At 69.4% G+C, this 22,813-nt stretch carries 20 protein-coding genes; 10 read left to right on the top strand and 10 right to left on the bottom strand.

Annotated features, from left to right (window positions below):
* Positions 1 to 10 precede the first annotated feature (10 nt).
* The 4 genes from N8A90_RS11130 to N8A90_RS11145 are packed head-to-tail and all read right to left on the bottom strand — an operon-like array spanning position 11 to position 4,388.
* Positions 11 to 1,255: an NAD(P)/FAD-dependent oxidoreductase gene (locus N8A90_RS11130; RefSeq protein ID WP_262074929.1), complete on the bottom strand. Its 1,245-nt coding sequence runs from the start codon at positions 1,253 to 1,255 to the stop codon at positions 11 to 13.
* Positions 1,255 to 1,578 carry a (2Fe-2S)-binding protein gene (locus tag N8A90_RS11135; RefSeq protein WP_262075174.1) on the bottom strand — a complete coding sequence of 108 codons (324 nt, stop codon included), beginning with the start codon at positions 1,576 to 1,578 and terminating at the stop codon, positions 1,255 to 1,257. The genes N8A90_RS11130 and N8A90_RS11135 overlap by 1 nt, the downstream gene beginning before the upstream one ends.
* Positions 1,579 to 1,600: 22 nt before the next feature.
* Positions 1,601 to 3,040 carry a glutamine synthetase family protein gene (locus tag N8A90_RS11140; protein WP_262074930.1) on the bottom strand — a complete coding sequence of 480 codons (1,440 nt, stop codon included), beginning with the start codon at positions 3,038 to 3,040 and terminating at the stop codon, positions 1,601 to 1,603.
* Positions 3,041 to 3,053: 13 nt separating this feature from the next.
* The gene (locus tag N8A90_RS11145) at positions 3,054 to 4,388 is read right to left on the bottom strand and encodes an aromatic ring-hydroxylating dioxygenase subunit alpha (protein ID WP_262074931.1); all 1,335 of its coding nucleotides are present in this window, start codon (positions 4,386 to 4,388) and stop codon (positions 3,054 to 3,056) included.
* A gap of 285 nt (positions 4,389 to 4,673) precedes the next feature.
* Between N8A90_RS11145 and N8A90_RS11150 the strand changes: the two genes are divergently transcribed.
* Positions 4,674 to 5,408: a GntR family transcriptional regulator gene (locus N8A90_RS11150; protein WP_262074932.1), complete on the top strand. Its 735-nt coding sequence runs from the start codon at positions 4,674 to 4,676 to the stop codon at positions 5,406 to 5,408.
* Positions 5,409 to 5,891: 483 nt separating this feature from the next.
* Here the strand turns inward: N8A90_RS11150 and N8A90_RS11155 are convergent, their stop codons facing one another.
* Entirely contained in the window at positions 5,892 to 6,794 is a 903-nt protein-coding gene (locus N8A90_RS11155; protein WP_262074933.1) for a LysR family transcriptional regulator, read from the bottom strand.
* A 119-nt stretch (positions 6,795 to 6,913) separates the two neighbouring features.
* Here N8A90_RS11155 and N8A90_RS11160 point away from each other — a divergent pair, with 119 nt between their 5' ends.
* The 5 genes from N8A90_RS11160 to N8A90_RS11180 are packed head-to-tail and all read left to right on the top strand — an operon-like array spanning position 6,914 to position 13,118.
* A complete protein-coding gene (locus N8A90_RS11160; RefSeq protein ID WP_262074934.1) occupies positions 6,914 to 8,149 on the top strand; it encodes an NAD(P)/FAD-dependent oxidoreductase in 1,236 nt (411 codons plus the stop codon).
* Complete coding sequence (locus tag N8A90_RS11165; protein ID WP_262074935.1) at positions 8,149 to 10,104, top strand: hydantoinase/oxoprolinase family protein; 1,956 nt, start codon at positions 8,149 to 8,151, stop codon at positions 10,102 to 10,104. Before N8A90_RS11160 ends, N8A90_RS11165 begins: the two co-directional genes overlap by 1 nt.
* Positions 10,101 to 11,723, top strand: a complete 1,623-nt coding sequence (locus N8A90_RS11170) for a hydantoinase B/oxoprolinase family protein (protein ID WP_262074936.1) — start codon at positions 10,101 to 10,103, stop codon at positions 11,721 to 11,723. Before N8A90_RS11165 ends, N8A90_RS11170 begins: the two co-directional genes overlap by 4 nt.
* Positions 11,720 to 12,724, top strand: coding sequence for a tripartite tricarboxylate transporter substrate binding protein (locus tag N8A90_RS11175; protein ID WP_262074937.1), 1,005 nt, complete (start codon positions 11,720 to 11,722; stop codon positions 12,722 to 12,724). The genes N8A90_RS11170 and N8A90_RS11175 overlap by 4 nt, the downstream gene beginning before the upstream one ends.
* A gap of 7 nt (positions 12,725 to 12,731) precedes the next feature.
* Positions 12,732 to 13,118 carry a RidA family protein gene (locus N8A90_RS11180; protein WP_262074938.1) on the top strand — a complete coding sequence of 129 codons (387 nt, stop codon included), beginning with the start codon at positions 12,732 to 12,734 and terminating at the stop codon, positions 13,116 to 13,118.
* A 279-nt stretch (positions 13,119 to 13,397) separates the two neighbouring features.
* Here N8A90_RS11180 and N8A90_RS11185 read toward each other — a convergent pair whose 3' ends face one another.
* Genes N8A90_RS11185 through N8A90_RS11195 form a run of 3 tightly spaced genes read right to left on the bottom strand, consistent with a single transcriptional unit; the run spans position 13,398 to position 16,125 of the window.
* Positions 13,398 to 14,267 (bottom strand): ABC transporter permease, encoded by an 870-nt coding sequence (locus N8A90_RS11185; RefSeq protein WP_262074939.1) that lies wholly within the window; start codon positions 14,265 to 14,267, stop codon positions 13,398 to 13,400.
* 23 nt (positions 14,268 to 14,290) lie between these two features.
* Entirely contained in the window at positions 14,291 to 15,097 is an 807-nt protein-coding gene (locus N8A90_RS11190) for an ABC transporter ATP-binding protein (RefSeq protein ID WP_262074941.1), read from the bottom strand.
* A 2-nt stretch (positions 15,098 to 15,099) separates the two neighbouring features.
* Positions 15,100 to 16,125, bottom strand: coding sequence for an ABC transporter substrate-binding protein (locus N8A90_RS11195; RefSeq protein WP_410087671.1), 1,026 nt, complete (start codon positions 16,123 to 16,125; stop codon positions 15,100 to 15,102).
* 154 nt (positions 16,126 to 16,279) lie between these two features.
* On the opposite strand from N8A90_RS11195, the gene N8A90_RS11200 reads away from it, so the two are divergent.
* Together N8A90_RS11200 and N8A90_RS11205 are read left to right on the top strand one after the other, a co-directional pair.
* Positions 16,280 to 16,954 carry a response regulator transcription factor gene (locus N8A90_RS11200; protein ID WP_262074943.1) on the top strand — a complete coding sequence of 225 codons (675 nt, stop codon included), beginning with the start codon at positions 16,280 to 16,282 and terminating at the stop codon, positions 16,952 to 16,954.
* 1 nt (position 16,955) lies between these two features.
* A complete protein-coding gene (locus N8A90_RS11205; RefSeq protein ID WP_262074944.1) occupies positions 16,956 to 18,371 on the top strand; it encodes a sensor histidine kinase in 1,416 nt (471 codons plus the stop codon).
* A 328-nt stretch (positions 18,372 to 18,699) separates the two neighbouring features.
* Here the strand turns inward: N8A90_RS11205 and metK are convergent, their stop codons facing one another.
* Positions 18,700 to 19,881 (bottom strand): methionine adenosyltransferase, encoded by a 1,182-nt coding sequence (gene metK, locus N8A90_RS11210; RefSeq protein ID WP_262074945.1) that lies wholly within the window; start codon positions 19,879 to 19,881, stop codon positions 18,700 to 18,702.
* Between the two features lie 223 nt (positions 19,882 to 20,104).
* On the opposite strand from metK, the gene N8A90_RS11215 reads away from it, so the two are divergent.
* Together N8A90_RS11215 and N8A90_RS11220 are read left to right on the top strand one after the other, a co-directional pair.
* Positions 20,105 to 20,980, top strand: a complete 876-nt coding sequence (locus tag N8A90_RS11215) for a lysophospholipid acyltransferase family protein (RefSeq protein WP_262074946.1) — start codon at positions 20,105 to 20,107, stop codon at positions 20,978 to 20,980.
* Complete coding sequence (locus tag N8A90_RS11220) at positions 20,977 to 21,861, top strand: lysophospholipid acyltransferase family protein (RefSeq protein ID WP_262074947.1); 885 nt, start codon at positions 20,977 to 20,979, stop codon at positions 21,859 to 21,861. The genes N8A90_RS11215 and N8A90_RS11220 overlap by 4 nt, the downstream gene beginning before the upstream one ends.
* Here N8A90_RS11220 and N8A90_RS11225 read toward each other — a convergent pair.
* Complete coding sequence (locus tag N8A90_RS11225) at positions 21,855 to 22,769, bottom strand: alpha/beta fold hydrolase (RefSeq protein ID WP_262074949.1); 915 nt, start codon at positions 22,767 to 22,769, stop codon at positions 21,855 to 21,857. The two genes, N8A90_RS11220 and N8A90_RS11225, sit on opposite strands and share 7 nt — an antisense overlap.
* Between the last annotated feature and the right edge of the window lie 44 nt (positions 22,770 to 22,813).

Raw genomic sequence — 22,813 nt, forward strand, 5'->3', positions numbered from 1 at the left:
TTGGAAGGAATCAGGTCGTGGCCGTCGGCACGCTCTTCAGGTCGAAGGAGGTGTCGGCCAGTTGCGCGGCGGTGGGCTGCGCGCGTGCGGCGATCAGCTTGCGGCTGTGCATGTGCTCGGCCGGCTTGTTGACCGAGTGCGCACCGACCAGCACGCCGTCGCGCAGGTAGAACAGGCTGAACTTGTCACTGGCGATGTCACCACGGGTCACGACCTCGTCGCCGTGCATCGGTAGGCCGGCCATCTGGAACTTGAGGTCGAACTGGTCGCTCCAGAACCACGGCACCGCGGTGTTGGGCTGCTCGCGCCCGACCACCACCGAGGCCGCGGCACGCGCACCGTCGTTGGCCGCCTGGATCGATTCGAGCCGCACCCGCGTCGGGCCGCCGGGTACCGGCGCGATCGTCATCGAGGCCACGTCGCCGGCCGACAGCACGCGCGGTGCCGAGGTGCGGCCGAAGGCGTCGACCACGATGCCGTTGTCGACCGCCAGGTGCGCCGCCTGCGCCAGCTCGACGTTCGGCAGCACGCCGACGCCGAGCACCACCAGGTCGCAGTCCACGCGGTGGCCGTCTGCCAGCTCGACCGCATCGACATGGCCGTTGCTGCCGTGCAAGGCGCGCACGCCGCGGCCGGTGAGCAGCTCGATGCCGCGGCGCCGATGCGCGTTCTCGACGTAGGCCGACATGATGGGCGGGAAGCTGCGGGTCAGCAGGTGCGGTTGGGCCTCGACCACCGTGACCTCGACGCCGCGCGTGCGCAGGGCCGATGCCACTTCGAGGCCGATGAAGCCGCCGCCGATGACGCAGGCGCGCTTCGTGCGGCCGGCCGCGTCGGCCACGCGCAGGGCGTCGTCGAGCGTGCGCAGTTCGAGCACGCCGTCGAGTTCCGCGCCCGGCACCGCGAAGGGCCGGCAACGCGCGCCGGTCGTCAGCGCGAGCCAGCCGTAGTCGAGCGTGCGGCCATCGGCCAGCGTGACCGTGCGCGCGCCGGCGTCGACCGCTGCGGCGCGCTGGCCGAGCTGCAGGTCGATGCGGTTCTGCGTGAAGAAGTCCGGCCCGCGCAGCTGCAACTGGTCGACCGTCGTCTTGCCGGTAAGCAGCCCCTTCGACAGCGGCGGCCGCTGGTAGGGCAGGTGGCGTTCGTCGCCGAGGATCGTGATCGGTTCCTCGAAGCCGAGTTCGCGCGCGGTGGCCGCGAGCTGCACGCCGGCATACGACGCGCCGACGATCACCAGGGTTTTCGCGCCGGGCATCAGATCTGCGTCTCGGGCACGCGCACGGTCAGGCCGTCGAGCGCGGCCGTCATCGTGATCTGGCAGCTCAGGCGGCTGCCAGGCCGGCGTTCGGCGGCGACGCCGTCGAGCAGGTCGTTCTCCATGTCGTCGGCCGGCGGCAGCAGGGCGATGAAGGCGTCGTCGACGTAGACGTGGCAGGTCGCGCAGGAGCAGGAGCCGCCGCATTCGGCGTCGATGCCGCGCACGTTGTTGCGCACGGCGTTTTCCATCACGCTGCTGCCGGGCTTGGCGTCGATGGCGCGGGTGCTGCCGTCTTGGAGGATGTAGTGGATCGTGGGCATCGTGGTTATTGGCATCAGGGCTTCAGAACATGTCGAAGTACTCGCGATGTTCCCATTCGCTGACGTCGAGGTTGAAGCGGGCGATCTCCGCTTCCTTGATGTGGCAGAGGTAGTCGACGAAGGTCTTGCCCATTTGTTCGGTGAGCATGGCGTCGTCGCGCAGGCAGGCCAGCGCATCGCCGAGCGAACGCGGCAGCTGCTGCGCAGGCGTTTCGTAGGGCGCATCGGCCGAGGGGCCGGGGTCGGTCTGGTTGCGGATGCCGTCGAGCCCGGAGAAGAGTTGCGACGCGAGGTAGAGGTACGGGTTGGCGGTCGGTTCGCCCACGCGGTTCTCGATGCGCGTCGCCTTCTGGCCAGGGCCGCCGAGCACGCGCAGCATCGCGCCGCGGTTGTCGCGCGCCCAGATGGCGCGGTCGGGCGCCAGTGAAAACGGGCGGTAGCGGCGGTAGCCGTTGATGGTCGGGCTCGCGAGCGCGGCGGCGCCGCAGGCGTGCGCCTTCAACCCGCCGAGGTAGTGCAGGCCGAGCGGGCTCAGATCCTGGCCGTCGGCCTCGGGCATGAAGGCGTTCACCCCATCGCGCTTGCGGCGCAGCGACTGGTGCAGGTGCCAGCCGCTGGACATCACGTTCGGGATCTTCGGCCGGCACATGAAGGTGGCGTGGTAGCCCGCACGCTGGCAGATCTGCTTGATGGCGCTGCGCAGCAGCACCATCGTGTCAGCGGGCAGCACGCCGGCGGTGGGGCCGAAGGTCAGCTCGAACTGGCTCGGGCCGTATTCGATCTCCAGCGAGCGCAGCGGCAGGCCGAGCGCGATGAGGTTGGATCGCAGCAGCTCCATCACCGGGTCGAGCCGGTCGTAGCGCAGCTCGGTGAGGTACTGGTGGCCGTGCGACAGCAGCGACACGCGCGGCGGCTCGCCCGGCTGGCCCGAATCGCCCAAGCCGAGGCGCGGGTCGTCGAGCTTGAAGACATGGAACTCGACCTCGAGCCCGGCGATGAAGTCCAGGCCGAGCGCGTCGAGCTGCTGGACCGCGCGCTGCAGGATCTGCCGCGTCGCGAAGGGGCAGGGCTTGCCGTCGGCCATGTACGCATCGCACAGGACCCAGCCCGTGCGCGGCGACCACGGCAGCACCTTGAAGGTGGCGGGGTCGGCCACGACGGTGAAGTCGGCGCCGCCCTGGAAGCCTTCCATGGCGAAGCCGCCGCCGGCGCTGAACACCGGGAACACGGTCTTGTGCGAAGTGTCCTTGGCGAGCAGGGTGGAGGTGAGGTTGACGCCGTCCCACAGCGCGTCGCGCGCCTCGCTGGCCACCAGCGTCTTGCCGCGCAGGATGCCGTGCTGGTCGGGGAACGCGAAGCGCACCACGTCGACCTCGCCGCTGTCGAGCCGGCGCACCAGCTCCTTGGCCTGCTTCTCCTGGTCGTCGGACCAGAGGCCGAAGCGATTCACGAAATTGCTCATGGCGTGCCGGGGCTCAGGCGCCGAGCCGCGCAGCGGCCCAGGTGGACTTCAGGCGGCGGTCGCGGTCGGCCTGCTGCCAGTACGCTTGCGGGCCGACGCCTTCGCCGGCCTTCTCGTTCACGCCGTCGATCGAGGGCGGGCCCGACATGGCGCTGGCCTGTTCCTGGCCGATGACCATCGGTGCGCCTTCGCCGGCCTGCGTGCTCTCGATGGCCTTCACCAGCAGACGGCGGTAGGCAATGATGCCCTTGTCGGTCGTGCCCAGGTGTTCGCGCGTGCGGTCCTGGATCGGGCCTTGCGACTCGACCGCCCACTGGTCGTGCACGTTGATGTCCTCGCCCATGCCGGTGTAGGTCTTGGTGAGCTGTTCGTTGACGTCGTAGCCGTAGTCGTTGCGCTTGTTGCGGCGCGAGGTGTAGTTCGGCAGCTCGTACAGTTCCAGGCGTTGGTCGCGCATCTGCTGCTTGTTCACCGGGCCGGTGAAGCTGGTGAAGATGGCGTACCAGTAGCAGTGCGTGTCGTCCACCGGCACGTGCCATTGCGAGATGGTCATCTCGGTGCTCATCGGGATCACGAAGGCCTGCGGGAACACCACGTTGGTGACGCGCACATGCGTGTCGGTGGCCGACACCTTGCGCAGCGTGGTCAGGCGCATGCCGTAGTCGGTGTTGTCGACGTTGATCTCGGGCAGGTCGAACTCGCGCAGCACCTTGGTGATCGGCAGGTCGGAGTCGGCCGAGGCACCGCGGAACTGCTTGCCGTAGCTCTCCGACGTGTCTTCGTCCTCGAAGAAGCGGTGCAGGTACGAGGCATGCGCCGGGTCGATGCCCACCTCGAGCGCCTGGAGCCAGTTGCACTCGAACAGGCCCTTGAAGGCGAAGGTGTGCGTGTCGGGCGCGACGAAGCAGTCGAAGTCGGGGAACGCGGGCGGCTCGCCTTCGCCGATGTAGGCAAAGATGGTCCCGCTCTTCTCGACGACCGGATACGCGGACTGTTTGATGCGCGTGCACAGCTTGCTGCCGGCCGGCTCGGCCGGTGTTTCCAGGCAGGTGCCCTTCACGTCGAACAGCCAGCCGTGGAACGGGCAGCGCAGGCCGCCGCCTTCGAGCCGGCCGAAGGCCAGGTCGGCGCCGCGGTGCGGGCAGTCGCGGTCGAGCATGCCGAGCTGGCCGTTCTCGTCGCGGAACAGGACGAAGTGTTGTCCCATCAGCTGCACGGCCTTCACCGGGCGCGGCCCGGAAAGCTCGTCCGAAATCGCCACCGGCTGCCAGTAGCGGCGCAGCAGCTGGCCGGCGGGCGTTCCGGGGCCGACCCGGGTGATGAGATCGTTCTGTTCGGCGCTGATCATGCGTGGAGCTCCATCGAGGTTTTGACGAACATGCTTTGCATGCAATTGCATACATTGTCGGAGTTGTCTTTGTCGAAGGTCAACGTCTTTCTACGAAATCAGTGGGTTATTGGGTGGATCGAACCGGTAGATGGTGATTTTTGAGCGCACCTTTGATGTGCGTCAACGTCCTGATTTGGGTCTTTGGCGGGAGTGTATGCAACAACCGGACCAATGCGGGTCGCTTGTGTGCATGCTCGGCGCCTCTCCTAGAATGGGGCTTCTTTGCTGCGCCTTGCGAATCCCATGGACTCCCAACAATCCCGCGTGCTGGTTCAGTTGCGCGACATGATCCTCAAGGGCGAATTCGTGCCCGGCGAGCGGCTGGCCGAGATCCCGCTGGCCGAGAAGCTCGGTGCCTCGCGCACGCCGGTGCGGCTCGCGCTCACGAGCCTCGAGCACGAAGGCCTGATCGAGCCCTCGCCCTCGGGCGGCTACCAGATGCGGCGCTTCACGTCCCGCGAGATCGCCGATGCGATCCGCGTGCGCGGTTTGATCGAAGGTTTCGCCGCGCGCCTGCTGGCCGAAGACGGTGCGCCGCGTCAACTGCTGCGCGATCTCAACGCGTGCCTCGACGACGGCGACAAGGCGGTCAACAAACCCACGATGGAACTCGACGACTACGCGGCCTACGTCGAGATGAACGACCGCTTCCACAAGCTCATCATGGACGGCTGCGGCAACTCGGCGCTTCGCCGCGTGATGGACATGCTCGACGGCCAGCCCTTCGCGTCGCCGAGCGCGATGCTGCCGATGCAGTCGTCGATGGAAGAGGGCCAGCAGTGGATGCGGCAGGCGCACCGCACGCACCACGCGCTGGTGCAGGCGATCGAGCGAGGGCAGGGCTCACGCGCGCAGGCGCTGGGCGAGGAGCATGTGGAGATTGCGCGGATGAATCTGGACTATGCGTTGGAGCGGCCGGAGTTGGCGGCGGAGTTGATGCCTGGGATGAAGCTGGTCGCGGGGAAGGCGCGGGGCTGAGGTTCTATCGTTGGTTCTGGTGAGGGCGCCCGGCAGGCGGTGCGGGCCGTTCGACCCCGGTGCGCCGGCCCTTCGGGCTGCCTTGCGGTGCTCGCCTTTCGCGGGGTCCCGCCCAAACTCGCTGCGCTCAGACAAGGGCGAGCCCTGATCCGCGAAAGGCTGCGCTCCTCAGCGGCGCACAGGGGATCGCCCGGCCCGCACCGCCTGCCGGGCTTGGTGGGCGCGCGACGATTGCGCTCGCCGGGGAGAGAGATGCACAACGATCGCGTCCACGTTGGTGGGTGGTATGTCTTTGGGCGGCTGTTGAGGCTCCGGCGAGCACCGCAGCGAAAGGCGGATCAGGGCCGCGCGTGTTTGAGCGAAGCGAGTTTGCGCGGACCCCACCTTTCGTGAGGAGCAGCAGCGAAGCCCGAAGGGCCGGAGACGTCTGCCGCCCAAAGGCATACCGCCCGCCGACGCCCCCGAACCCCCGAACCGTTTTGCTCAGCCCTTCGACGCCCCCCGCCCCGCATGCCGCTGCATCATCGCCACGAACGCTTCCGCGGCCGGTGACAGCGCCATCCCCCGCCGCTGATAGATATAGAACTGCCGCCGAATCTCCGGCCCCCGCAACGGCACGAAGCGCACCTTGAAGTTGTCCGCGAACATGCGCGCGTAGTCGGGCACCGCGGCCAGTCCCGAGCCCACACCGACCATCGCAAGCGCCGTCGTGAGGTAGCCGACCTCCACGGCGGTCTGCATCGACAGCGACGCATCGTGCGACTGCAGGATGCGTTCGAGCTGGCGGTTGAACTCGCTCGAATAGATCACCCAGCGCTCGTTGCGCAGTTCGTCCCACGACACGCCGCGCCGCCCGGCCAGCGGGTGCGTCGCAGGGCAGACCATGCGGATCGGCACGTCCATCAGGAAGCTGCGCGTCACGTCCTCGCCCACGGTGCGTTCGGGGCCGACGCCGAGTTCCGCCTCGCCGCGGCGCACCACGCCCACCACGTCGTCGGTCGTCGCGTCGGTCACGCGCAGACCGATGTCGGGGTGCGCCGCCGCGAATTCGCCCAGCACCGTCGAGATCCAGGTGCAGCTCAGCATCTGTGGCGCCACCACCCGCAGCAGCCCGGTGCGCAGCGATCGCAGGTCGGACGCGCCTTCGACCACCTGGTTCACGTCGTCGAGGATGCGGCGCGCCAGCGGCAGCAACTGACGGCCCGCTTCGGTCAGCGTGACGGCCGCGCCGCGGTCGAACAGCGCCACGCCCAGTGCCTCTTCCAGCTGCTGTACCAGCATGCTGACGGCGGACTGCGTGAGGTTCACCTGCCTGGCCGCGGCGGTGAAACTGCCGGCGCGCGCCACGGCGGAAAAGGCGCGCATCTGGCGCAAGCTGATGTTCATGGCTGCACCAGGGTGGGATGGTCGAGGACGGGCATGGTGGCCGATTATCAGAAAGTCTGATGCGCACATCAAAAGAACTGGCTTGATTGATGATGGCGCCGATTCACAGAATGCGCCGCATGCACATCGCCGTCATCGGGACCGGCATCGTGGGCGTCTGCACCGCAGCATGGTTGCAGCGCGACGGTCACCAGGTCACCTTCATCGATCCCCTCGAACCGGGCGAAGCCTGCTCGTTCGGCAACGCGGGGTCGCTGTCGCCCAGCGCCTGCCTGCCGGTCGGCATGCCCGGCATGTGGAAGCGCGTGCCGCGCTGGCTGCTCGATCCGCTGGGGCCGCTCACCGTGCGCTGGCGTTATGCGCCGGTCGTGTTGCCCTGGCTGGTGCGCATGCTGCAGCACTCGACGCGCGAAGAGGTCACGCGCATCGCCACCGCGCTGCGCACGCTGCTCGAACCCATCTTCGACTGCTACGACCCGTTGCTGGCCCATGCCGACGCGCAAGCGCTGGTGAGCCGCAGCGGCTGCCTCTATGTCTACTCGTCGCGCGAAGCCGCAGCGCAGTGGCAGTGGGGCATGAACCTGCGGCGCTCGCTCGGCGTGAAGCTGGTCGATGTCGAACGCGACGAGCTGGAAGCGCTGGAGCCCGACCTGAAGGGCCGCTTCCGCTTCGGCCTGCTGGCGCCGGACAACGGCTCGACCGCCGACCCCTCCGCGCTGGTGAAGGCGCTGCACGCGCGCTGCATCGTCGATGGCGCCAGGCGCAACGGGCACAGCGTCGTGGGCTTCGAGCGCCAGGGGGGGCGGGTGACCGGCGTGCAGCTCGATTCGGGTGGCTCGCTCGCCGTCGACGGCGTGGTCGTCGCGGCGGGTGCCTGGTCGGCACCGCTGGCCGCAGCGCTGGGCGAGCGCGTGCCGCTCGAAACGCAGCGCGGCTACCACGTCACCGTGCGCAGCTCGAACCTCGCCCTGCGCCACACCGTGATGGCGGTCGAGCACAACCTGATGGTCAACCCGATGGCGATGGGCCTGCGCCTCGCCGGCACGGTGGAATTCGCCGGCCTGCAGGCGCCGCCGAATTACGAGCGCGCCGATGCGCTGCTGCAGCAGGGCCGCCACCTGTTCCCGCACCTCGACACCTCCGAGATCACGCGCTGGATGGGCCATCGACCCTGCCTGCCCGACAGCCTGCCGGTGGTCGGCCGCGCACGCGGCGCCGACAACGCCTGGCTCGCCTTCGGCCACGGCCACATGGGCATGTGCATGGGCGCGAGCACCGGCCGCGAGATCGCTCACCTGGTGGCCGGCCGCGCGCCGCAGGTCGACCTGACGCCGTTCCGGCCCGACCGCTTCTGATGGCCACGCCCGACACGTCACGCTGGGCGATCGGTGTCGACATGGGCGGCACCTTCATCGATGCCGTCGCGGTCGCCGACGACGGCCGGCTGGCCAGTCTGAAGCATCCGCGCGTGGCGGGCCAGTTGGCCGGGCCCGTGCTGGCCGCCATCGACCGCATCTGCGCCGAGAACGGCGTCGCGCCGCAGCAGGTGGCCCGCATCGTGCACGGGTCCACCGTGGTCACCAATCTGCTGCTCGAACAGAACGCGCCGCCGGTCGCGGTGCTGACGACTGCCGGCATGGGCGACGTGCTGGCGCTCGGCCGCCAGGAGCGGCGCGAGCTGTACCTGCCTGTCATCGCCAGGCCGACGCCGGACGAGCGGCTGTTCCCCGAGCACCTGCGCTTCGAGATCGGCGGGCGCATCGACGCACAGGGTCGCGAGACAGCACCGCTCGCGCTCGAAGGCTTCGACCGCATCGCGGACGCCATCGCGCAGTCGGGCGTGCGCGCCGTGGCCGTGTGCCTGCTGTTCGCGCACCGCAACCCAGCGCACGAACAGAAGTTGCGCGATGTGCTCGCCGCGCGCCTGCCGACGCTGATGGTGTCGCTGTCGAGCGAGGTCGACCCGAAGCCGCGCGAGTTCGAGCGCTTTCTCACCACCGCGCTCGACGCCTATGCCAAGCCGATGGTCGCCGACTACCTGCGCGAACTGGCCAGCGCCCTGACGGCGCGCGGCCTGCCCGAACCCTTCCTGATGCGCTCCGAAGGCGGCACCGGCGCCTGGTGCGACGTGGCCGCACGGCCGGTCGGCCTGGCGATGTCGGGGCCGTGCGCCGCGCTCGAAGGCGTGGCCGCGAGCCTGGGTGGGCGTGCCGGCGCGTCGCCCGTGGTGATGGCCATCGATGTCGGCGGCACCAGCACGGACATCGGCATCGTCGAGCACGGTCGACCGGCCTTCGGCGACGCGTTGCAGGTCGGCGACCTGAGCCTGCGGCTGCGCTGCGCGGATGTCGAATCGCTCTCGGTCGGTGGCGGCAGCGTGGTGCGCGCATTGCCGGGCGGCGCGCTGCGGCTCGGTCCGCGCTCGCAGGGCGCTTGGCCGGGGCCGGCGGCCTACGGTCTGGGTGGGGATCGCGCGACTCTGACCGACGCGCTGTGCGTGCTCGGCCGCTTGCCGGCGCGCCTCGCCGGCGGCGTGTCGCTCGACCGCGCCGCGGCCGAAGCCGCGTTGCAACGCGATGCCGCGGCGCCGCTGGGCATCGACGTGAAGGACGCGGCCCAGGCCGTCGTCCGCACCGCCGCGTCGGCGATGGCCGAGGCACTGAAGATGCGCAGCTTCCAGCGCGGGCTCGACCCGGCCGACAGCCTGCTCGTGGCCGCCGGTGGCGGCGGTGCGCAGCACGCTGCCGAGGTCGCCGATCTGGCCGGCATGACGCAGGTGCGCGTGCTGCCGCAGGCCGGCGTGATCGCCGCGCTCGGCATGCTGTGCGCTGCGCCGACGCGCACCCTGGAGCAGTCCATGGATGTGCTGCTGGACGACGACCGGCTGCAGGCCCTGCGCGCGCAGGTCGACGCGCAGGGCCAGGCCACGCGGTGGCACCTCGCGCTGTGCCACGTCGGCCAGGAATTCGCCATCGACGTGCCGTGGTTGCCCGACACCGACACGGTCGCCGCGCTCGCCGAACGCTTCGAACAACGCCATGCGCAACTGCGCGGCAACCTGCCGGCACGAGAGGCGTTGCAGGTGCGCCAGATGCGGACCGTGTTCGAAGCGGCGCTGCCGCAGCCCGCGCCTTTCACGGCGCCGCCCGCAGCGACGGCCAGTGCGTGGGCTGGCCTGCCGCCCTCCGGCAACGGCCCGGCCTCGCTCTTCGCCGCGCTCACCACCGTGTGGGTGCCCGAAGGCTGGCGCTGGCAGCGCCTTGCCGACGATTCATTGCTGCTCGAGCGCAGCGAGAGGGCATCCGAATGACCGACGCGACCATCACCGCCCGCATGGAGCCGCTGCGCCTCGCGCTGCAGGGCGCGGTCGATCGCATGCAGAGCGGCATGATGCGTGCCGCCTACTCGTCCATCGCCCGCGAGGGCGGCGACTGCGCGGCGGCCCTGTTCCTGCCCGACGGCCGGCTGCTGGCGCAGGCGCGCTCGTTGCCGCTGCTGCTGGGCTCGCTGATCCCCGCGGTCGGCGGCGTGCTCGCGCGCTTTCCCGCCGCATCGATGCGCGACGGCGAGGGCTACCTGATGAACGACCCGTGGTCCGGCGGCACGCACCTCCCCGACCTCGTCGTGGTGCGGCCGGTGCTGCTCGGCGACACGGTCATCGCCGTCGCCGCGACCTGCATGCACCACCAGGACGTGGGCGGCATGACGCCGGGCTCCATCCCGCCCAATGCCACCGAGATTTACCAGGAAGGCCTGCGCCTGCCGCCGCTGCGCTGGCGCACGGCCGGCGGCATCGACGCCAGCGTGCAGAACATCCTCGACGCCAACAGCCGCACGCCGGTCAACCTGCGCGGCGATCTGGCGGCGCAGTGGTCGGCGGTGAGCCTCGGTGCGCGCGAACTCGCAGTGCTGGCCGAGCGCACCGGCGACGTCTTCCTGCCCGTGTGCGACGCGCTCATCGCCCAGGCCGAGCAGATGACGCGCGCCGCGCTGCGCGAGGCACCCGACGGCGACTGGGCCTGGGAAGATCAGCTCGACGGCGACGGCGTCAGCGACGACCCGGTGTGCATCGCGGTGCGCATCCGCAAGACCGGCGACGCCATCGACATCGACTTCGCCGGCAGCTCGCCGCAGGTGCGCGGACCGGTCAACGCCTCGCCCGGCAGCGTGCTGTCGGCGGCGCTCTTCTTCATGCGCACGCTGGCGCCCGACGCGCCGAACAACGCGGGCTGCCTGGCGCCGCTCACGCTGCACCTGCCGCCCGGCAGCGTGCTGAACCCCGACCTGCCGGCCGCGGTGAACGCGCGCACGGCCACCGTGAAGATGGCCTGCAACGCGATGCTCGGCGCCTGGTCGCAGGCGGCGGCCGGCGTGTCGGTGGCACCGCATGCGGGCGTCGCGACCGTGGTGTCGCTCAGCGGCACGCGCGACGACGGCCGGCGCTGGATGCTCACCGAGATCATCGCGAGCGGCGCCGGCGCGAGCGCGCTCGGCGCCGGCACGCCGGGCGTGTCGACCGACATCGGCAATGCACGCAACACGCCGGTGGAAGTGCTCGAGAGCGAGGCGCCGCTGCAGGTCGAGTGCTACGCCATCCGCCACGGCTCGGGTGGTGCGGGCCAGCATGAAGGCGGCCACGGCGTGCGCCGCGTGTACCGGCTGCTCGAAGGCCGCGCGTCGGTGTCATACCGCGGTGAGCGGCATGTGTCGCAGGCGCGTGGCGCGCAAGGCGGCGGCGCGGGTGCGTCGTCGGCCGCACGGATCGAGCGCGCCGATGGACAGGTGGAAACGCTGGGCGCACGCGCCCGGACCGAATGGCATGCCGGCGACCGTCTCGTGATCGAGACGGCCGGCGGTGGCGGCTGGGGCGCGCTCGACGCTGCCACCGCGAAGGACCCCCATGCAACGAACCCAGGAGTGAATCGATGAAACGCAGCCCCCTTCTTGTCCGCACCGCTCGCCGTGTCGCCCTCGGTGGCGCCCTGGCGCTGGCCGCTGTCGCGTTGCTGCCGTCGCTGGCCATCGCGCAGAGCTACCCGGCCAAGCCCATCCGCATCGTCGTGCCGTTTCCGCCGGGCGGCAGCACCGACCTGCTGGCGCGCCGCATCGGCGAGAAGCTGGCCGCGGCCTGGGGGCAGCCGGTGGTGGTCGAGAACCGTGCCGGTGCGGGCGGCACGCTCGGCGCCGACTACGTCGTCAAGTCGGCGCCCGACGGCTACACGCTGCTGATGGGCGTGACCGGCAGCAACGCCATCGCCGGTGCGCTGTACCCTAAGCTGCCCTACGACGTGGTGAAGGACTTCGCGCCGGTGTCGCTCGTCGTCTCGTCGCCCCTGGTGCTGGTGCGCAACCCGGGCTTCGCGCCGAAGACGGTGCAGGCGCTGGTGGCCGCGGCCAAGGCCAAGCCGGGCTCGATCAGCTACGGCTCGCCGGGCAATGGCACGTCGATGCATCTGACCGGCGAGATGTTCAAGCTGTCGGCCAAGGTGTCGATGCTGCACATCCCCTACCGCGGCAGCGCGGGGGCGCTGAGCGACCTGATGGGCGGGCAGATCGACACGATGTTCGGCGACTTCCTCGTGGTCTGGCCGCAGCTGGAAGCCGGCAAGCTGCTGCCGATCGCGGTGACGTCGAAGACGCGCCACAAGATGCTGCCCAACGTGCCGACCATCGCCGAGAGCGGCTACCCGGGCTTCGAGGCGCTGTCGTGGCAGGGCCTGTTCGCGCCGGCTGCCACGCCGCCGGCCATCGTCGAGCAGCTCAACCGTGAAGTGAACAAGGCGCTGGCCAGTGCGGACATCCAGGAGTACTTCGGCTCGCGCGGCTTCACGCTGGGCGGCAGCAGCGCCACGGAGTTCAAGGCCTTCGTGAAGGTCGAGGCCGACAAGTGGGCCAGGATCGTCCAGGCCTCCGGCGCCAAGGCGGACTGAGCGCCGCATGGGAACCATCACGCACATCGGGCCGCCAGTGGTTCGCGCGGGGAAGACGCAACCGATCTCACCGGCCGTGGTGGCCGAAGGTGCGCTGGTCTTCGTGTCGGGGCAGGTGCCGATGCGCGACGGCACGCCCGCGGCGCCCGACATCGCGGGCCAGACGCATGTGGCGCTGGACATGATCGAGGCCATCCTTGAGCGCGCCGGTTGCACGCTGGCTGACGTGGTGAAGACGACGGTGTGGCTGGTCGACGGGGACGACTACCCGGCCTTCAATGCGGCTTGGGGGGAGCGCTTTGCGCCTGAGACGGCGCCAGCGCGATCGACCGTGATTTCGGGGTTGATCGCGCCGGTGTTGGTGGAGATCGAGGCGGTCGCTGTGCGCCGCTGAATTTGGCTTGTGCTTGTGGGTGGGCCGTGGGCGGCGGGTAACTCCTTCCGCGAATGTCCCCCGCTTCGCTCCTCCTTTATTTCGCTGCAGGAGTCACCCACCACCCACGGCCCGGGACGCGCTGTGTCGTTCAGCGCGATGAGCAACCGTCGCGTCCAGGCGCATGTCGGTGGGGTGTACTGCGCAGTGAGGTCAAGGAGGAGGCCGCAGGCCGGGGGACACGAACGAAGCAGTGCACCCCGCCGGCATGAGCCCCGCTACGGCGCATGCAAGCCGAGTTTAGAACGTCGCCGGCCGCCACTTCAGGAGCCGCTTCTCCACCTGGCTGAGCAGGAAGTCCGCAGCCAGTGCCACCACTGCCAGCACGATCATCGCAGCGAACACACCGCTCGCATTGAAGGCACCTTGGGCCGTCGAGATCAACAGACCGATACCTTCCTTGGCGCCGAGAAACTCGCCGACCACCGCACCGACCAGCGCGAAGCCGAAGCTCACGTGCAGGCTCGCCAGGATCCAGGACATGGCCGATGGAATGACTACCGCGGTGGTCAGTTGCCGCGGCGACGCGCCGAGGATCTGCGCATTGGCGATCATGTACTTGTCGGCTTCGCGCACGCCCTGGAAGGCGTTGCCGAAGACCACGAAGAACACCATCACGACAGCCAGCGCCACCTTCGACGCCATGCCCAGGCCCAGCGCGATCACGAAGATCGAGCCGAGCACCACGCGCGGGATCGAGTTGGCGATCTGGATGTACAGGCTGAACACGTCCGACAGCAGCTTGTTGCGGCCCAGCAGGATGCCGCAAACCACGCCCGCCACCGAGCCGATCAGGAAGCCGATGACGGTCTCCTCCAGCGTCACGAGCACCTGCGTCCACAGCGGGCCCTGCGAGGTGCCGTCGCGCACCCATTCGACGATCTGCGCCCAGATCATCGAGGGCATCGAATAGAAGAAGGGGTCGATCACCTTGAAGCGGGCCGCGAGTTCCCAGCCGCCGAGCACGACGACCAGCACCGCCAGCCGGAGGCCGATGATCATGCTGCGACGGCGGCGGATGGCGGTCTGGGCGATCTCGGATTCGCGCGCGAGTGCTTCGTCGCTGAGCGAGGCGGGCAGGGCTGCGGTGGTGGGGGGCAGGGTGGACATGGCAGGGTTCCGTGGGGGCGTGTTCATTCGATGACGACTTCTTCGCGCAGGTCGTTCCAGATGTGCTTGGAGAGCTCGACGAACTTCGGGTCGTAGCGCACCTCGGACATCACGCGCGGGCGCGGCAGGTCGATCTCGTACACGCGCTTGAGCGTGCCGGGCCGCGCCGACAGCACGAACACGCGGTCGGCCAGCGCGATGGCTTCTTCCAGGTCGTGCGTGATGAACACGACCGAGCCGCCGTTGCCCGACCACAGCTGCAGCAACTCGTCCTGCATCAGCGTGCGGGTCTGCATGTCGAGCGCCGAGAAGGGCTCGTCCATCAGCAGGATCTCCGGGTCGTTGATGAAGGTCTGCGCCAGCGCCACGCGCTTGCGCATGCCACCCGACAACTGGTGCGGGTAGTGCTTGCCGAACTTGCCCAGGCCCACGCGGTGGATCCATTCCTGCGCGAGTTCCATCGCCTCCTTCTTGGGCTTGCCGCGGAACAGCGGGCCGGTGGCCACGTTGTCCTCCACGCTGCGCCACGGGAACACGGCGTCGGCCTGGAAGACGAAGCCGATGCGCGGGTCGATGCCGGTCACGGGCTGGCCCATCACCTGCACCTCGCCCACGGTGGGCTTGAGCAGGCCGGTGATCATGTTCAGCGTGGTCGACTTGCCGCAGCCCGTCGGGCCGACGATGGCGACGAACTCGCCGCGTGCGACCGACATGCTGAAGTTGCGCAGCGCCACGGTGGCGTTGCCGTCCTGCGAGATGAAGCGCAGCGACACGTCGCGGAATTCGATGGCGGACGTGGTGGTCCGGCCGGCGGGGGCACCGTTTCGCATGGTCACTTCGCCGCCGCGGCCAGGAAGGCGTTGCTGTAGGTCTTCGACAGGTCGATGTTCTTGCCCTTGATCGACGGCTTGTTGGCCGCGAGCACCTTCAGCACCGTCTCCGGGCCGCCCGCGGGCATCAGGCCGTCGGTGGTGAACATCGGCAGCGAGGCCTTCAGCGCCGCGACGTACAGCGCCTTGTCGCTGCCGTAGTAGTCGCGCGGCACCTTCTCCGCGATCTCCTCGGCGCTGTGGGTGTGGATGTAGGCCATGGTACGGGCGAAGGCATGCGCCAGCTTGGCGGCCTCGGCCTGGTGCGCATCGGCCCAGGCGTTCTGAACGTACAGGCTCGCGGCGGGGTACACGCCGCCCAGCGCCTTCACCGTGTCGGGCTCGGTGCGCAGGTCGATCAGCACGCGGGCGTCGCCGGTCTTGAGCAGCTGCGACACGGTCGGCTCGGTCGTCATGCCGGCCTGGATACGGTCCTGCTTGATGGCGGCGATGAAGGAGTTGCCCGCGCCCACGGGCAGCAGCGAATAGTCCTTGGACGCCACGCCGGCGCGGTCGGCCAGGTAGCGCGTGAGGAAGTCGGTGGACGAGCCCAGGCCCGTCACGCCCAGCGTCTTGCCGCCCTTGGCGTCGGCCATGCTCTTGAAGCCGGCGTCGGAGGCCTTGGTCGACACCATCTCGACCTCGCCCGGCACCTTGCAGAACACGGCGATGGCTTCGATCTCCTTGCCCTTGCTCTGCAGGTCGATGGTGTGGTCGTAGAAGCCGACCACGCCCTGCACGGCGCCGGCGATCAGCTGGTTCTCGGCATCGACGCCGGCCGGCTGCGACTGCAGCTCGACGTTCAGGCCTTCGTCCTTGAAGTAGCCCAGCGCCTCGGTGAGCTTGGCCGGCAGGTAGATGATCTTGTTGATGCCGCCCACCATGAGGGTGATCGGCGCGTCGGCGGCCTGCGCGAAGGGCGCGGCGGCCGCCAGGGCGGTGCAGAGGGCGGTGGCGAGCAGGGTGCGGCGCGAGGGGCGGATGAACATGGACATGGTCTCGGGTCTCCAGATGGGATGGACAAAGTCTAGAAATCGCGATCCTTCGGCCAGCTTTCGCGGCCGGCCGAAAATTCTCATGGTTATCCCTAGGCCGGCGGACTTCGCTGTCCTCTTCCTAGAATCCGCGCACCACCCGCCCGCCATGAAGCTCCTGCTCATCGAAGACAACCCGCAACTGGCCCACTGGCTGTCCAGCCTGCTGCGCGAGCAGGACTTCGTGGTCGACCATGTGGCGGACGGCGACGCGGCCGACCGGCTGTTGATGCAGACCCGCTACGACGTGGTGCTGCTCGACCTCAACCTGCCGCAGCTCTCGGGCAAGGCCGTGCTGCGGCGGCTGCGCGAGCGTGGCGACGCGGTGCCGGTCATCATCCTCACGGCCACCGCCTCGCTCGACCAGAAGGTGCTGTGCCTGGAAATCGGCGCCGACGACTACCTGGTCAAGCCTTTCGAGATCCGCGAGCTGGTGGCGCGCATCAAGGTGCTGGTGCGCCGGCAGACGCCGGGCAAGGCCAACGACATGGCCTGCGGCGACCTGCAGTACGACCTGCGCACGCGGCAGTTCACGCTGGCGCACGAAGAGCTCGCGCTGCCGCCGCGGGAACGCACGCTGCTCGAGACGCTGATGCTCAAGGCTGGCAGCACGGTGTCGAAGCAGGCGCTGATCGATGCGATGTTCGGCCTGGACGACGAACCCAGCGCGGACGCGGTCGACATCTACATCCACCGCCTGCGCAGGAAGCTCGAGACCAGCCAGGCGACCATCATCACCCTGCGCGGCGTCGGCTACCTGCTGCGGACCCGGCAGGAGCACTGAGGTGCTGGCCAGCCTGCGCTTTCGCCTGGCGTTGTGGCTGCTGCTGCCGCTGTCGCTCTTCGTCGCCGTCTGCGGCTACCTGGCCTGGCGCCACGCCGCCGCCGTGGCCGATTACGTGCAGGACCACGACCTGCTGGCATCGGCCAAGGTGCTGTCGGACCGCCTGATCTGGGAGGGCGACAACGTGCAGGCCAGCGTGCCGCCGTCGGCGCTGAGCCTGTTCGTCTCGCCCGAGCGCGACCGCGTCTTCCTCAGCGTCACCGGCGCCTCCGGCGAGCTGCTGGCCGGTTCGCCCGGCTTCCCGATGCCGCAGGTGCGCCGTCCCGAAGGCGCCGACCGCGCGCAGTGGTACGACACGCGCTTCCAGGGCGTCGACCTGCGCGCGGTCGTCACCACGCGATCGATGTTCGACGTGACCGGTGCGCGCGATATCACCATCGCCGTCGGCAAGACCACGGGCAGCCGCGACCACATGCTGCGCAGCCTGTGGTGGCCCTCGGTCGACTACCTGCTGATCGCGCTGGTGCTGGCGGTGGTGCTCACCACCGTGGCGCTGACGCTGGAGCTGCGCCCGGTCGTGCGGCTGAGCCAGCAACTGGCGCAGCGCGACCCGATGCACCTCGACTTCGTCGTCGATACGCGCGCGCTGCACACCGAGCTGCGGCCGGTGGCTGACACCATCAACCGCTTCGTGCGCCAGCTGCGTGCGCACTCGCAGGCGCAGCGCCGCTTCATCGCCGATGCGGCGCACCAGCTGCGCACCCCGCTGGCGATGCAGGCCACGCAGATCGAATTCGCGCGCTACACGCGCCAGCATCGGCAGGACTGGGACACGCGGCGCGCCGACATGGACGCGATGTGGGTCGGCATGCAGGCCAGCAACCGCCGCCTGGTCGACGTCACGAACAAGCTGCTGCTATTGGCGCAGGCCGAGCATGGTGATGCCCAGGCGCATCTCGAACCGGTGGACCTGCCGGAGGTCGCCTTGCGTTGCGTGGAACAGCTCGCAGCGCTGGCGGACCGGCGCCACATCGACCTGGGGCTGGACGTGTCCGCCGCCGCAGGCACCGCACGGGTGAGGGCGCAACCCGCACTGCTCGACGCGCTGGTGACGAACCTGCTGGACAACGCGCTGCGCTACACGCAGGAAGGTGGCCGGGTGACGGTCGGCGTGCGCATCGTCGAGCAAGGCGTCGAACTCACGGTGGAAGACAACGGACCCGGCATCCCGGCCGAAGCGCGCGAGCGCGTGTTCGAGCGCTTCTATCGGGTGTCGCAGGACACCGAAGGCACAGGGCTGGGCCTGGCGATCGTTCGCGAGATCGCGCGGGCGTTCGATGCGACCGTGGACCTGTCGGTGAATGCCAAAGAGGGGCGGGGGTTGGTGGTGACCGTGCGGTTTCCTGTGACTGCTTGAGCCTTGCTCCTTTACCCGGCGCATGCCGGCGGGGTGCACTGCTTCGTTCGTGTCCCCCGCCTTCGGCTCCTCCTTTACCTCACTGCGCAGTACACCCCACCGACATGCGCCTGGACGCAGCCGTGGTTCAACCGCTGAACGACACAGCGCGTCCCAGGCCGCGGGTGATGGGTGACCCCTGCAGCGAAATCAAGGAGGAGCCGAAGGCGGGGGACATTCGCGGAAGGGGTCACCCGTCGCCCGTGGCCGACCCCCGACACCACAAAGCCACAGACCAAAAAAAGCCCGCGGCCGCCGAGACGGGCGCGGGCTGTGACCGAAGGATCGATCAGAGGCCGGCAGCAGCGCGCAGTGCTGCCGCCTGCGTCGTCGCTTCCCACGTGAACTCCGGCTCTTCCCGGCCGAAGTGGCCGTAGGCGGCGGTCTTCTGGTAGATCGGGCGCAGCAGGTCGAGCATCTGGATGATGCCCTTGGGGCGCAGGTCGAAATGCGCGCGCACGAGTTCGGCGATCTTGTCGTCGGGGATCACGCCGGTGCCTTCGGTGTAGACCGTGATGTTCATCGGCTGCGCCACGCCGATGGCGTAGGCCACCTGGATCTGGCACTGGCGCGCCAGACCGGCAGCCACGATGTTCTTGGCCACATAGCGCGCGGCGTAGGCGGCCGAGCGGTCGACCTTCGACGGGTCCTTGCCCGAGAACGCGCCGCCGCCGTGCGGGCAGGCGCCGCCGTAGGTGTCGACGATGATCTTGCGGCCGGTCAGGCCGCAGTCGCCCTGCGGGCCGCCGATGACGAAGCGGCCGGTCGGGTTGATCAGGTAGCGCGTGTTCTGCAGCCACTCCTTGGGCAGCACCGGCTTGATGATCTCCTCGATGATGGCTTCGTTGAACGAGGCCTTCATCTTGGTCGGCGTCTCGCTCTGGTCGGGATGGTGTTGCGTGGAGAGCACCACCGTGTCGATGCTGTGCGGCTTGCCGTCGACATAGCGCATGGTGACCTGGCTCTTGGCGTCGGGGCGCAGGAAGGGCAGCCGGCCGTCCTTGCGCAGCTGGGCCTGGCGCTCGACCAGGCGGTGCGCGTAGTAGATCGGCGCGGGCATCAGCTCGGGCGTCTCGTCGCAGGCGTAGCCGAACATCAGGCCCTGGTCGCCGGCACCGATGTTGAGGTGGTCGTCGCTCGCGTGGTCCACGCCCTGGGCGATGTCGTTGCTCTGCTTGTCGTAGGCCACCAGCACGGCGCAGCCCTTGTAGTCGATGCCGTACTCGGTGTTGTCGTAGCCGATGCGCTTGATGGTGTCGCGCGCGACCTGGATGTAGTCGACGTGCGCGTTGGTCGTGATCTCGCCGGCGAGCACCACCAGGCCGGTGTTGGTCAGCGTCTCGGCGGCCACGCGGCTGCGCGGGTCCTGCTCGAAGATCGCATCGAGGATCGCGTCGGAGATCTGGTCGGCCACCTTGTCGGGATGGCCTTCGGAGACGGATTCGGACGTGAAGAGGAAATCGTTCGCCATGTGCTTTTAATACTCCATCAGGTTGAAAGGCGCGTTGCCGATTCCGTGGGGAGCTCTGGCGAACGCTTTAGCAGAAGGCCATGTCGGCCAAGGCACAATCGCGCGGCGCTTGTGCGTGTCGCCCTGCAAGTAGTTCCATAACTCAGCGACAATTTCATTCTATTCGAGCCCGGCGGCCTGTGCATGCGTGCAACAGGCGGGCAAGCACCCCCCAGTTCCCTGAATGATCCTTCTGTTCCGATTGCTCGCCCACGTACCGCTGCCCTGGATGCATCGGCTCGGCGTGGCGTTCGGATGGCTGGTGTGGTGGGGGGCGCCCGGCTACCGGCGCCGCTTCCGCACCAACGCCGAGGCCGCCGGCTTCACGCCCGCCCAGTACCGCCCGGCCATCGGTGCGGCCGGTGCAATGGCAGCCGAACTGCCGTGGCTGTGGTCGCGGCCGCGCGGGGAGAGCGTGCTGCCGCGCATCGTGCGCTGGGAAGGCGCCGAAGGCTTCGAGGCGGCCATGGACGAGCGAAAAGGCGTGATCTTCGTGACGCCGCACATCGGCAGCTGGGAGCTGTGCGGCCAGGCGGTCGCCGAGCGGTACGTCGGCACCTACGGGCCGCTCGTCGCCCTGTACCGGCCGCCCCGCAAGGCCTGGATGAACGAGCTGGTGAAGGGCGCGCGCGACCGTGCCGGCCTGCAGATGCTGCCGACCAGCGTCGCAGGCGTGCGCGGGTTGATCCGGGCCCTGCGCGCCGGCGGCTACACCGGGGTGCTGCCCGACCAGGTGCCGCCGCTCGGCCAGGGGGTGTGGGCGCCGTTCTTCGGCCGGCCGGCCTACACGATGACCTTGCTGCAGCGCCTCGCGCAGCAGACGGGCGCGCATGTGTTCCTGTGCGTGTGCGAGCGCCTGCGAGGCGCGCGCTACGCCATCCGCTTCGAGTCCTTCGACGGCACGGCGATGACCGACCCAGCGTCCACGCCCGAGCAGGCCGCGACAGCGCTCAACGGCGGCATCGAATCCCTGATCCGCGCGCTGCCGGGGCAGTACGTCTGGGACTACGCGCGGTTCAAGCAACCCAAGGCCGAAGCGCCCGAAAGCGCCGCGGGATGAGCGTGGCAAGCCGTCTGGGCATCGTCTTCATGCGGGCGATGGCTCATGTTCCCTTGCCGGTGTCGCGCGGGTTCGGCGTGGTGCTGGGCCGCCTGCTGCATGTGGTGGCCGTGCCGCGCCGGCATGTGGTCGACACCAACCTGGCCCTGTGCTTCCCGCAGAAGTCGGCGGCCGAGCGGCGGCGCATCGCGCGCGAGACCTTCGTCTTCGTCGCGCAGTCCTGGCTCGACCGCAGCTGGCTGTGGCATGCGCCGGAATCGGTGGTGCGGCGGCGCCTGCGCGTGGTCGGGGCGGCGCCCGAGATCGAGGAGATGGCCCACGGCAGCGCACCGATGATCCTGTTCGCGCCGCACTTCTACGGGCTCGACGCGGCGGCCACGGCGCTGACCATGCACACGGCGCGGCCGTCGACCACCATCTACACCACGCAACGCGATCCGCTGATCGACGACTGGATCCGCGAGGGCCGCAAGCGCTTCGGCAACGTGATCACGCTCAACCGCACCGAAGGCATCAAGCCGATCGTGGCCGGGCTGCGCAAGGGCGGGCTGCTGTACCTGCTGCCGGACATGGACTTCGGGCGCGACCAGACGGTCTTCGTGCCCTTCTATGGCGTGATGGCCTCCACCATTCCCTCGCTCTCGCGCTTTGCGCGGCTGGGCAAGGCCAAGGTGGTGCCGATCGTGTCCCGGCTCACCCCCACGGGCTACGACATCGAGGTGCTGCCGGCCTGGCAGGACTTCCCGAGCGACGATGCGGTGGCCGACACGGCATTGATGAACCGGCGGCTCCAGGGCTACATCGACGCGATGCCCTCGCAGTACTACTGGGTGCACCGGCGCTTCAAGACGCGCCCGGACGGCGAGCCCCCCGTCTACTGAGTGCGGCGGATGAAGGCGGCGATTTCGGCGATCACCCGCTGCGGCTGCTCATGGACGATCCAGTGCGTCGCGCCGGCGACTTTCACCACATCGAGCGCAGGCACGTAGTCGTCGAGCCCGTCGAGCAGCCCCGGCAGCAGGGCGCTGTCGTCCAGTGCCCAGAGCACCAGCGTCGGGACGTCGACGGTGAGCCGCTCGCGCGGCAGCAGCGGGATCGCATCGGGCGACTGGCCGTCCAGCGGCGGCTTCAGCGGCGTCACCGCGTAGAGGTTGCAGGCCCCGCGCAGTCCCGCGTCCCACAGCGCGCGGTACTGGTCCTTGACGGGCTCGGTGAGCCAGCCGAAGCGCTCGGCGCCGGCGCCCATCGCCAGGAAGAAGGGCCACAGGCGGCGGTAGTCGTCCTCGGCGAGCAATGCGGGCGCGTCCGGGCGGGCCAGGAAGTGCATGTAGGCGCTGGCCTGCTGCTGCGCCGGGTTCTCGCGCAGCTCGCGCGCGAAGGTGCCGGGGTGGGGCGAGTTCAGGATCACCAGGCGCCGGAGCAGTTGCGGAAAGGCGTTGGCGAAGCCCCAGCCGAAGGCGCCACCCCAGTCGTGCGCCACCAGCGTGTCGATGGTGCCGTCGGCGCTCTCGGTGGCGGCGAGCTGGCGCACGTCCTGCACCAGCAGGTGGGGCCGGTAGTCCTCGACGGCGGGCGGTGCGCTGGACTGCTCGAAGCCGCGCAGGTTGGGCGCGATGCAGCGGTAGCCGCCGTGGGCCGGCTGCGCGAAGTGCTCCAGGAGTTCGTCCCAGATGAAGGCGCCCTCGGGGAAGCCGTGGAGGAACAGCATCACCGGGCGTCCGGGTGTGCCGCTCGCGCGGCAGCTGAGCGTGATGCCGTTGGGCAGCGTGCGCTGGAAGGTCTCGATCATGCGGTGGTCTCCGGTCGTGGGCTCAGAAGCCGGCCGACCGGTGC

This window comes from Variovorax sp. N23 (assembly GCF_025486315.1).
Taxonomy (GTDB): Bacteria; Pseudomonadota; Gammaproteobacteria; order Burkholderiales; family Burkholderiaceae_C; genus Variovorax.

What these genes read in the sequence shown, in the direction of transcription:
- N8A90_RS11130 (WP_262074929.1), bottom strand. Translation starts at nt 1,255, where the DNA reads ATGCCCGGCGCGAAAACCCTGGTGATCGTCGGCGCGTCGTATGCCGGC.
- N8A90_RS11135 (WP_262075174.1), bottom strand. Translation starts at nt 1,578, where the DNA reads ATGCCCACGATCCACTACATCCTCCAAGACGGCAGCACCCGCGCCATC.
- N8A90_RS11140 (WP_262074930.1), bottom strand. Translation starts at nt 3,040, where the DNA reads ATGAGCAATTTCGTGAATCGCTTCGGCCTCTGGTCCGACGACCAGGAG.
- N8A90_RS11145 (WP_262074931.1), bottom strand. Translation starts at nt 4,388, where the DNA reads ATGATCAGCGCCGAACAGAACGATCTCATCACCCGGGTCGGCCCCGGA.
- N8A90_RS11150 (WP_262074932.1), top strand. Translation starts at nt 4,674, where the DNA reads ATGGACTCCCAACAATCCCGCGTGCTGGTTCAGTTGCGCGACATGATC.
- N8A90_RS11155 (WP_262074933.1), bottom strand. Translation starts at nt 6,794, where the DNA reads ATGAACATCAGCTTGCGCCAGATGCGCGCCTTTTCCGCCGTGGCGCGC.
- N8A90_RS11160 (WP_262074934.1), top strand. Translation starts at nt 6,914, where the DNA reads ATGCACATCGCCGTCATCGGGACCGGCATCGTGGGCGTCTGCACCGCA.
- N8A90_RS11165 (WP_262074935.1), top strand. Translation starts at nt 8,149, where the DNA reads ATGGCCACGCCCGACACGTCACGCTGGGCGATCGGTGTCGACATGGGC.
- N8A90_RS11170 (WP_262074936.1), top strand. Translation starts at nt 10,101, where the DNA reads ATGACCGACGCGACCATCACCGCCCGCATGGAGCCGCTGCGCCTCGCG.
- N8A90_RS11175 (WP_262074937.1), top strand. Translation starts at nt 11,720, where the DNA reads ATGAAACGCAGCCCCCTTCTTGTCCGCACCGCTCGCCGTGTCGCCCTC.
- N8A90_RS11180 (WP_262074938.1), top strand. Translation starts at nt 12,732, where the DNA reads ATGGGAACCATCACGCACATCGGGCCGCCAGTGGTTCGCGCGGGGAAG.
- N8A90_RS11185 (WP_262074939.1), bottom strand. Translation starts at nt 14,267, where the DNA reads ATGTCCACCCTGCCCCCCACCACCGCAGCCCTGCCCGCCTCGCTCAGC.
- N8A90_RS11190 (WP_262074941.1), bottom strand. Translation starts at nt 15,097, where the DNA reads ATGCGAAACGGTGCCCCCGCCGGCCGGACCACCACGTCCGCCATCGAA.
- N8A90_RS11195 (WP_410087671.1), bottom strand. Translation starts at nt 16,125, where the DNA reads ATGTTCATCCGCCCCTCGCGCCGCACCCTGCTCGCCACCGCCCTCTGC.
- N8A90_RS11200 (WP_262074943.1), top strand. Translation starts at nt 16,280, where the DNA reads ATGAAGCTCCTGCTCATCGAAGACAACCCGCAACTGGCCCACTGGCTG.
- metK (WP_262074945.1), bottom strand. Translation starts at nt 19,881, where the DNA reads ATGGCGAACGATTTCCTCTTCACGTCCGAATCCGTCTCCGAAGGCCAT.
- N8A90_RS11215 (WP_262074946.1), top strand. Translation starts at nt 20,105, where the DNA reads ATGATCCTTCTGTTCCGATTGCTCGCCCACGTACCGCTGCCCTGGATG.
- N8A90_RS11220 (WP_262074947.1), top strand. Translation starts at nt 20,977, where the DNA reads ATGAGCGTGGCAAGCCGTCTGGGCATCGTCTTCATGCGGGCGATGGCT.
- N8A90_RS11225 (WP_262074949.1), bottom strand. Translation starts at nt 22,769, where the DNA reads ATGATCGAGACCTTCCAGCGCACGCTGCCCAACGGCATCACGCTCAGC.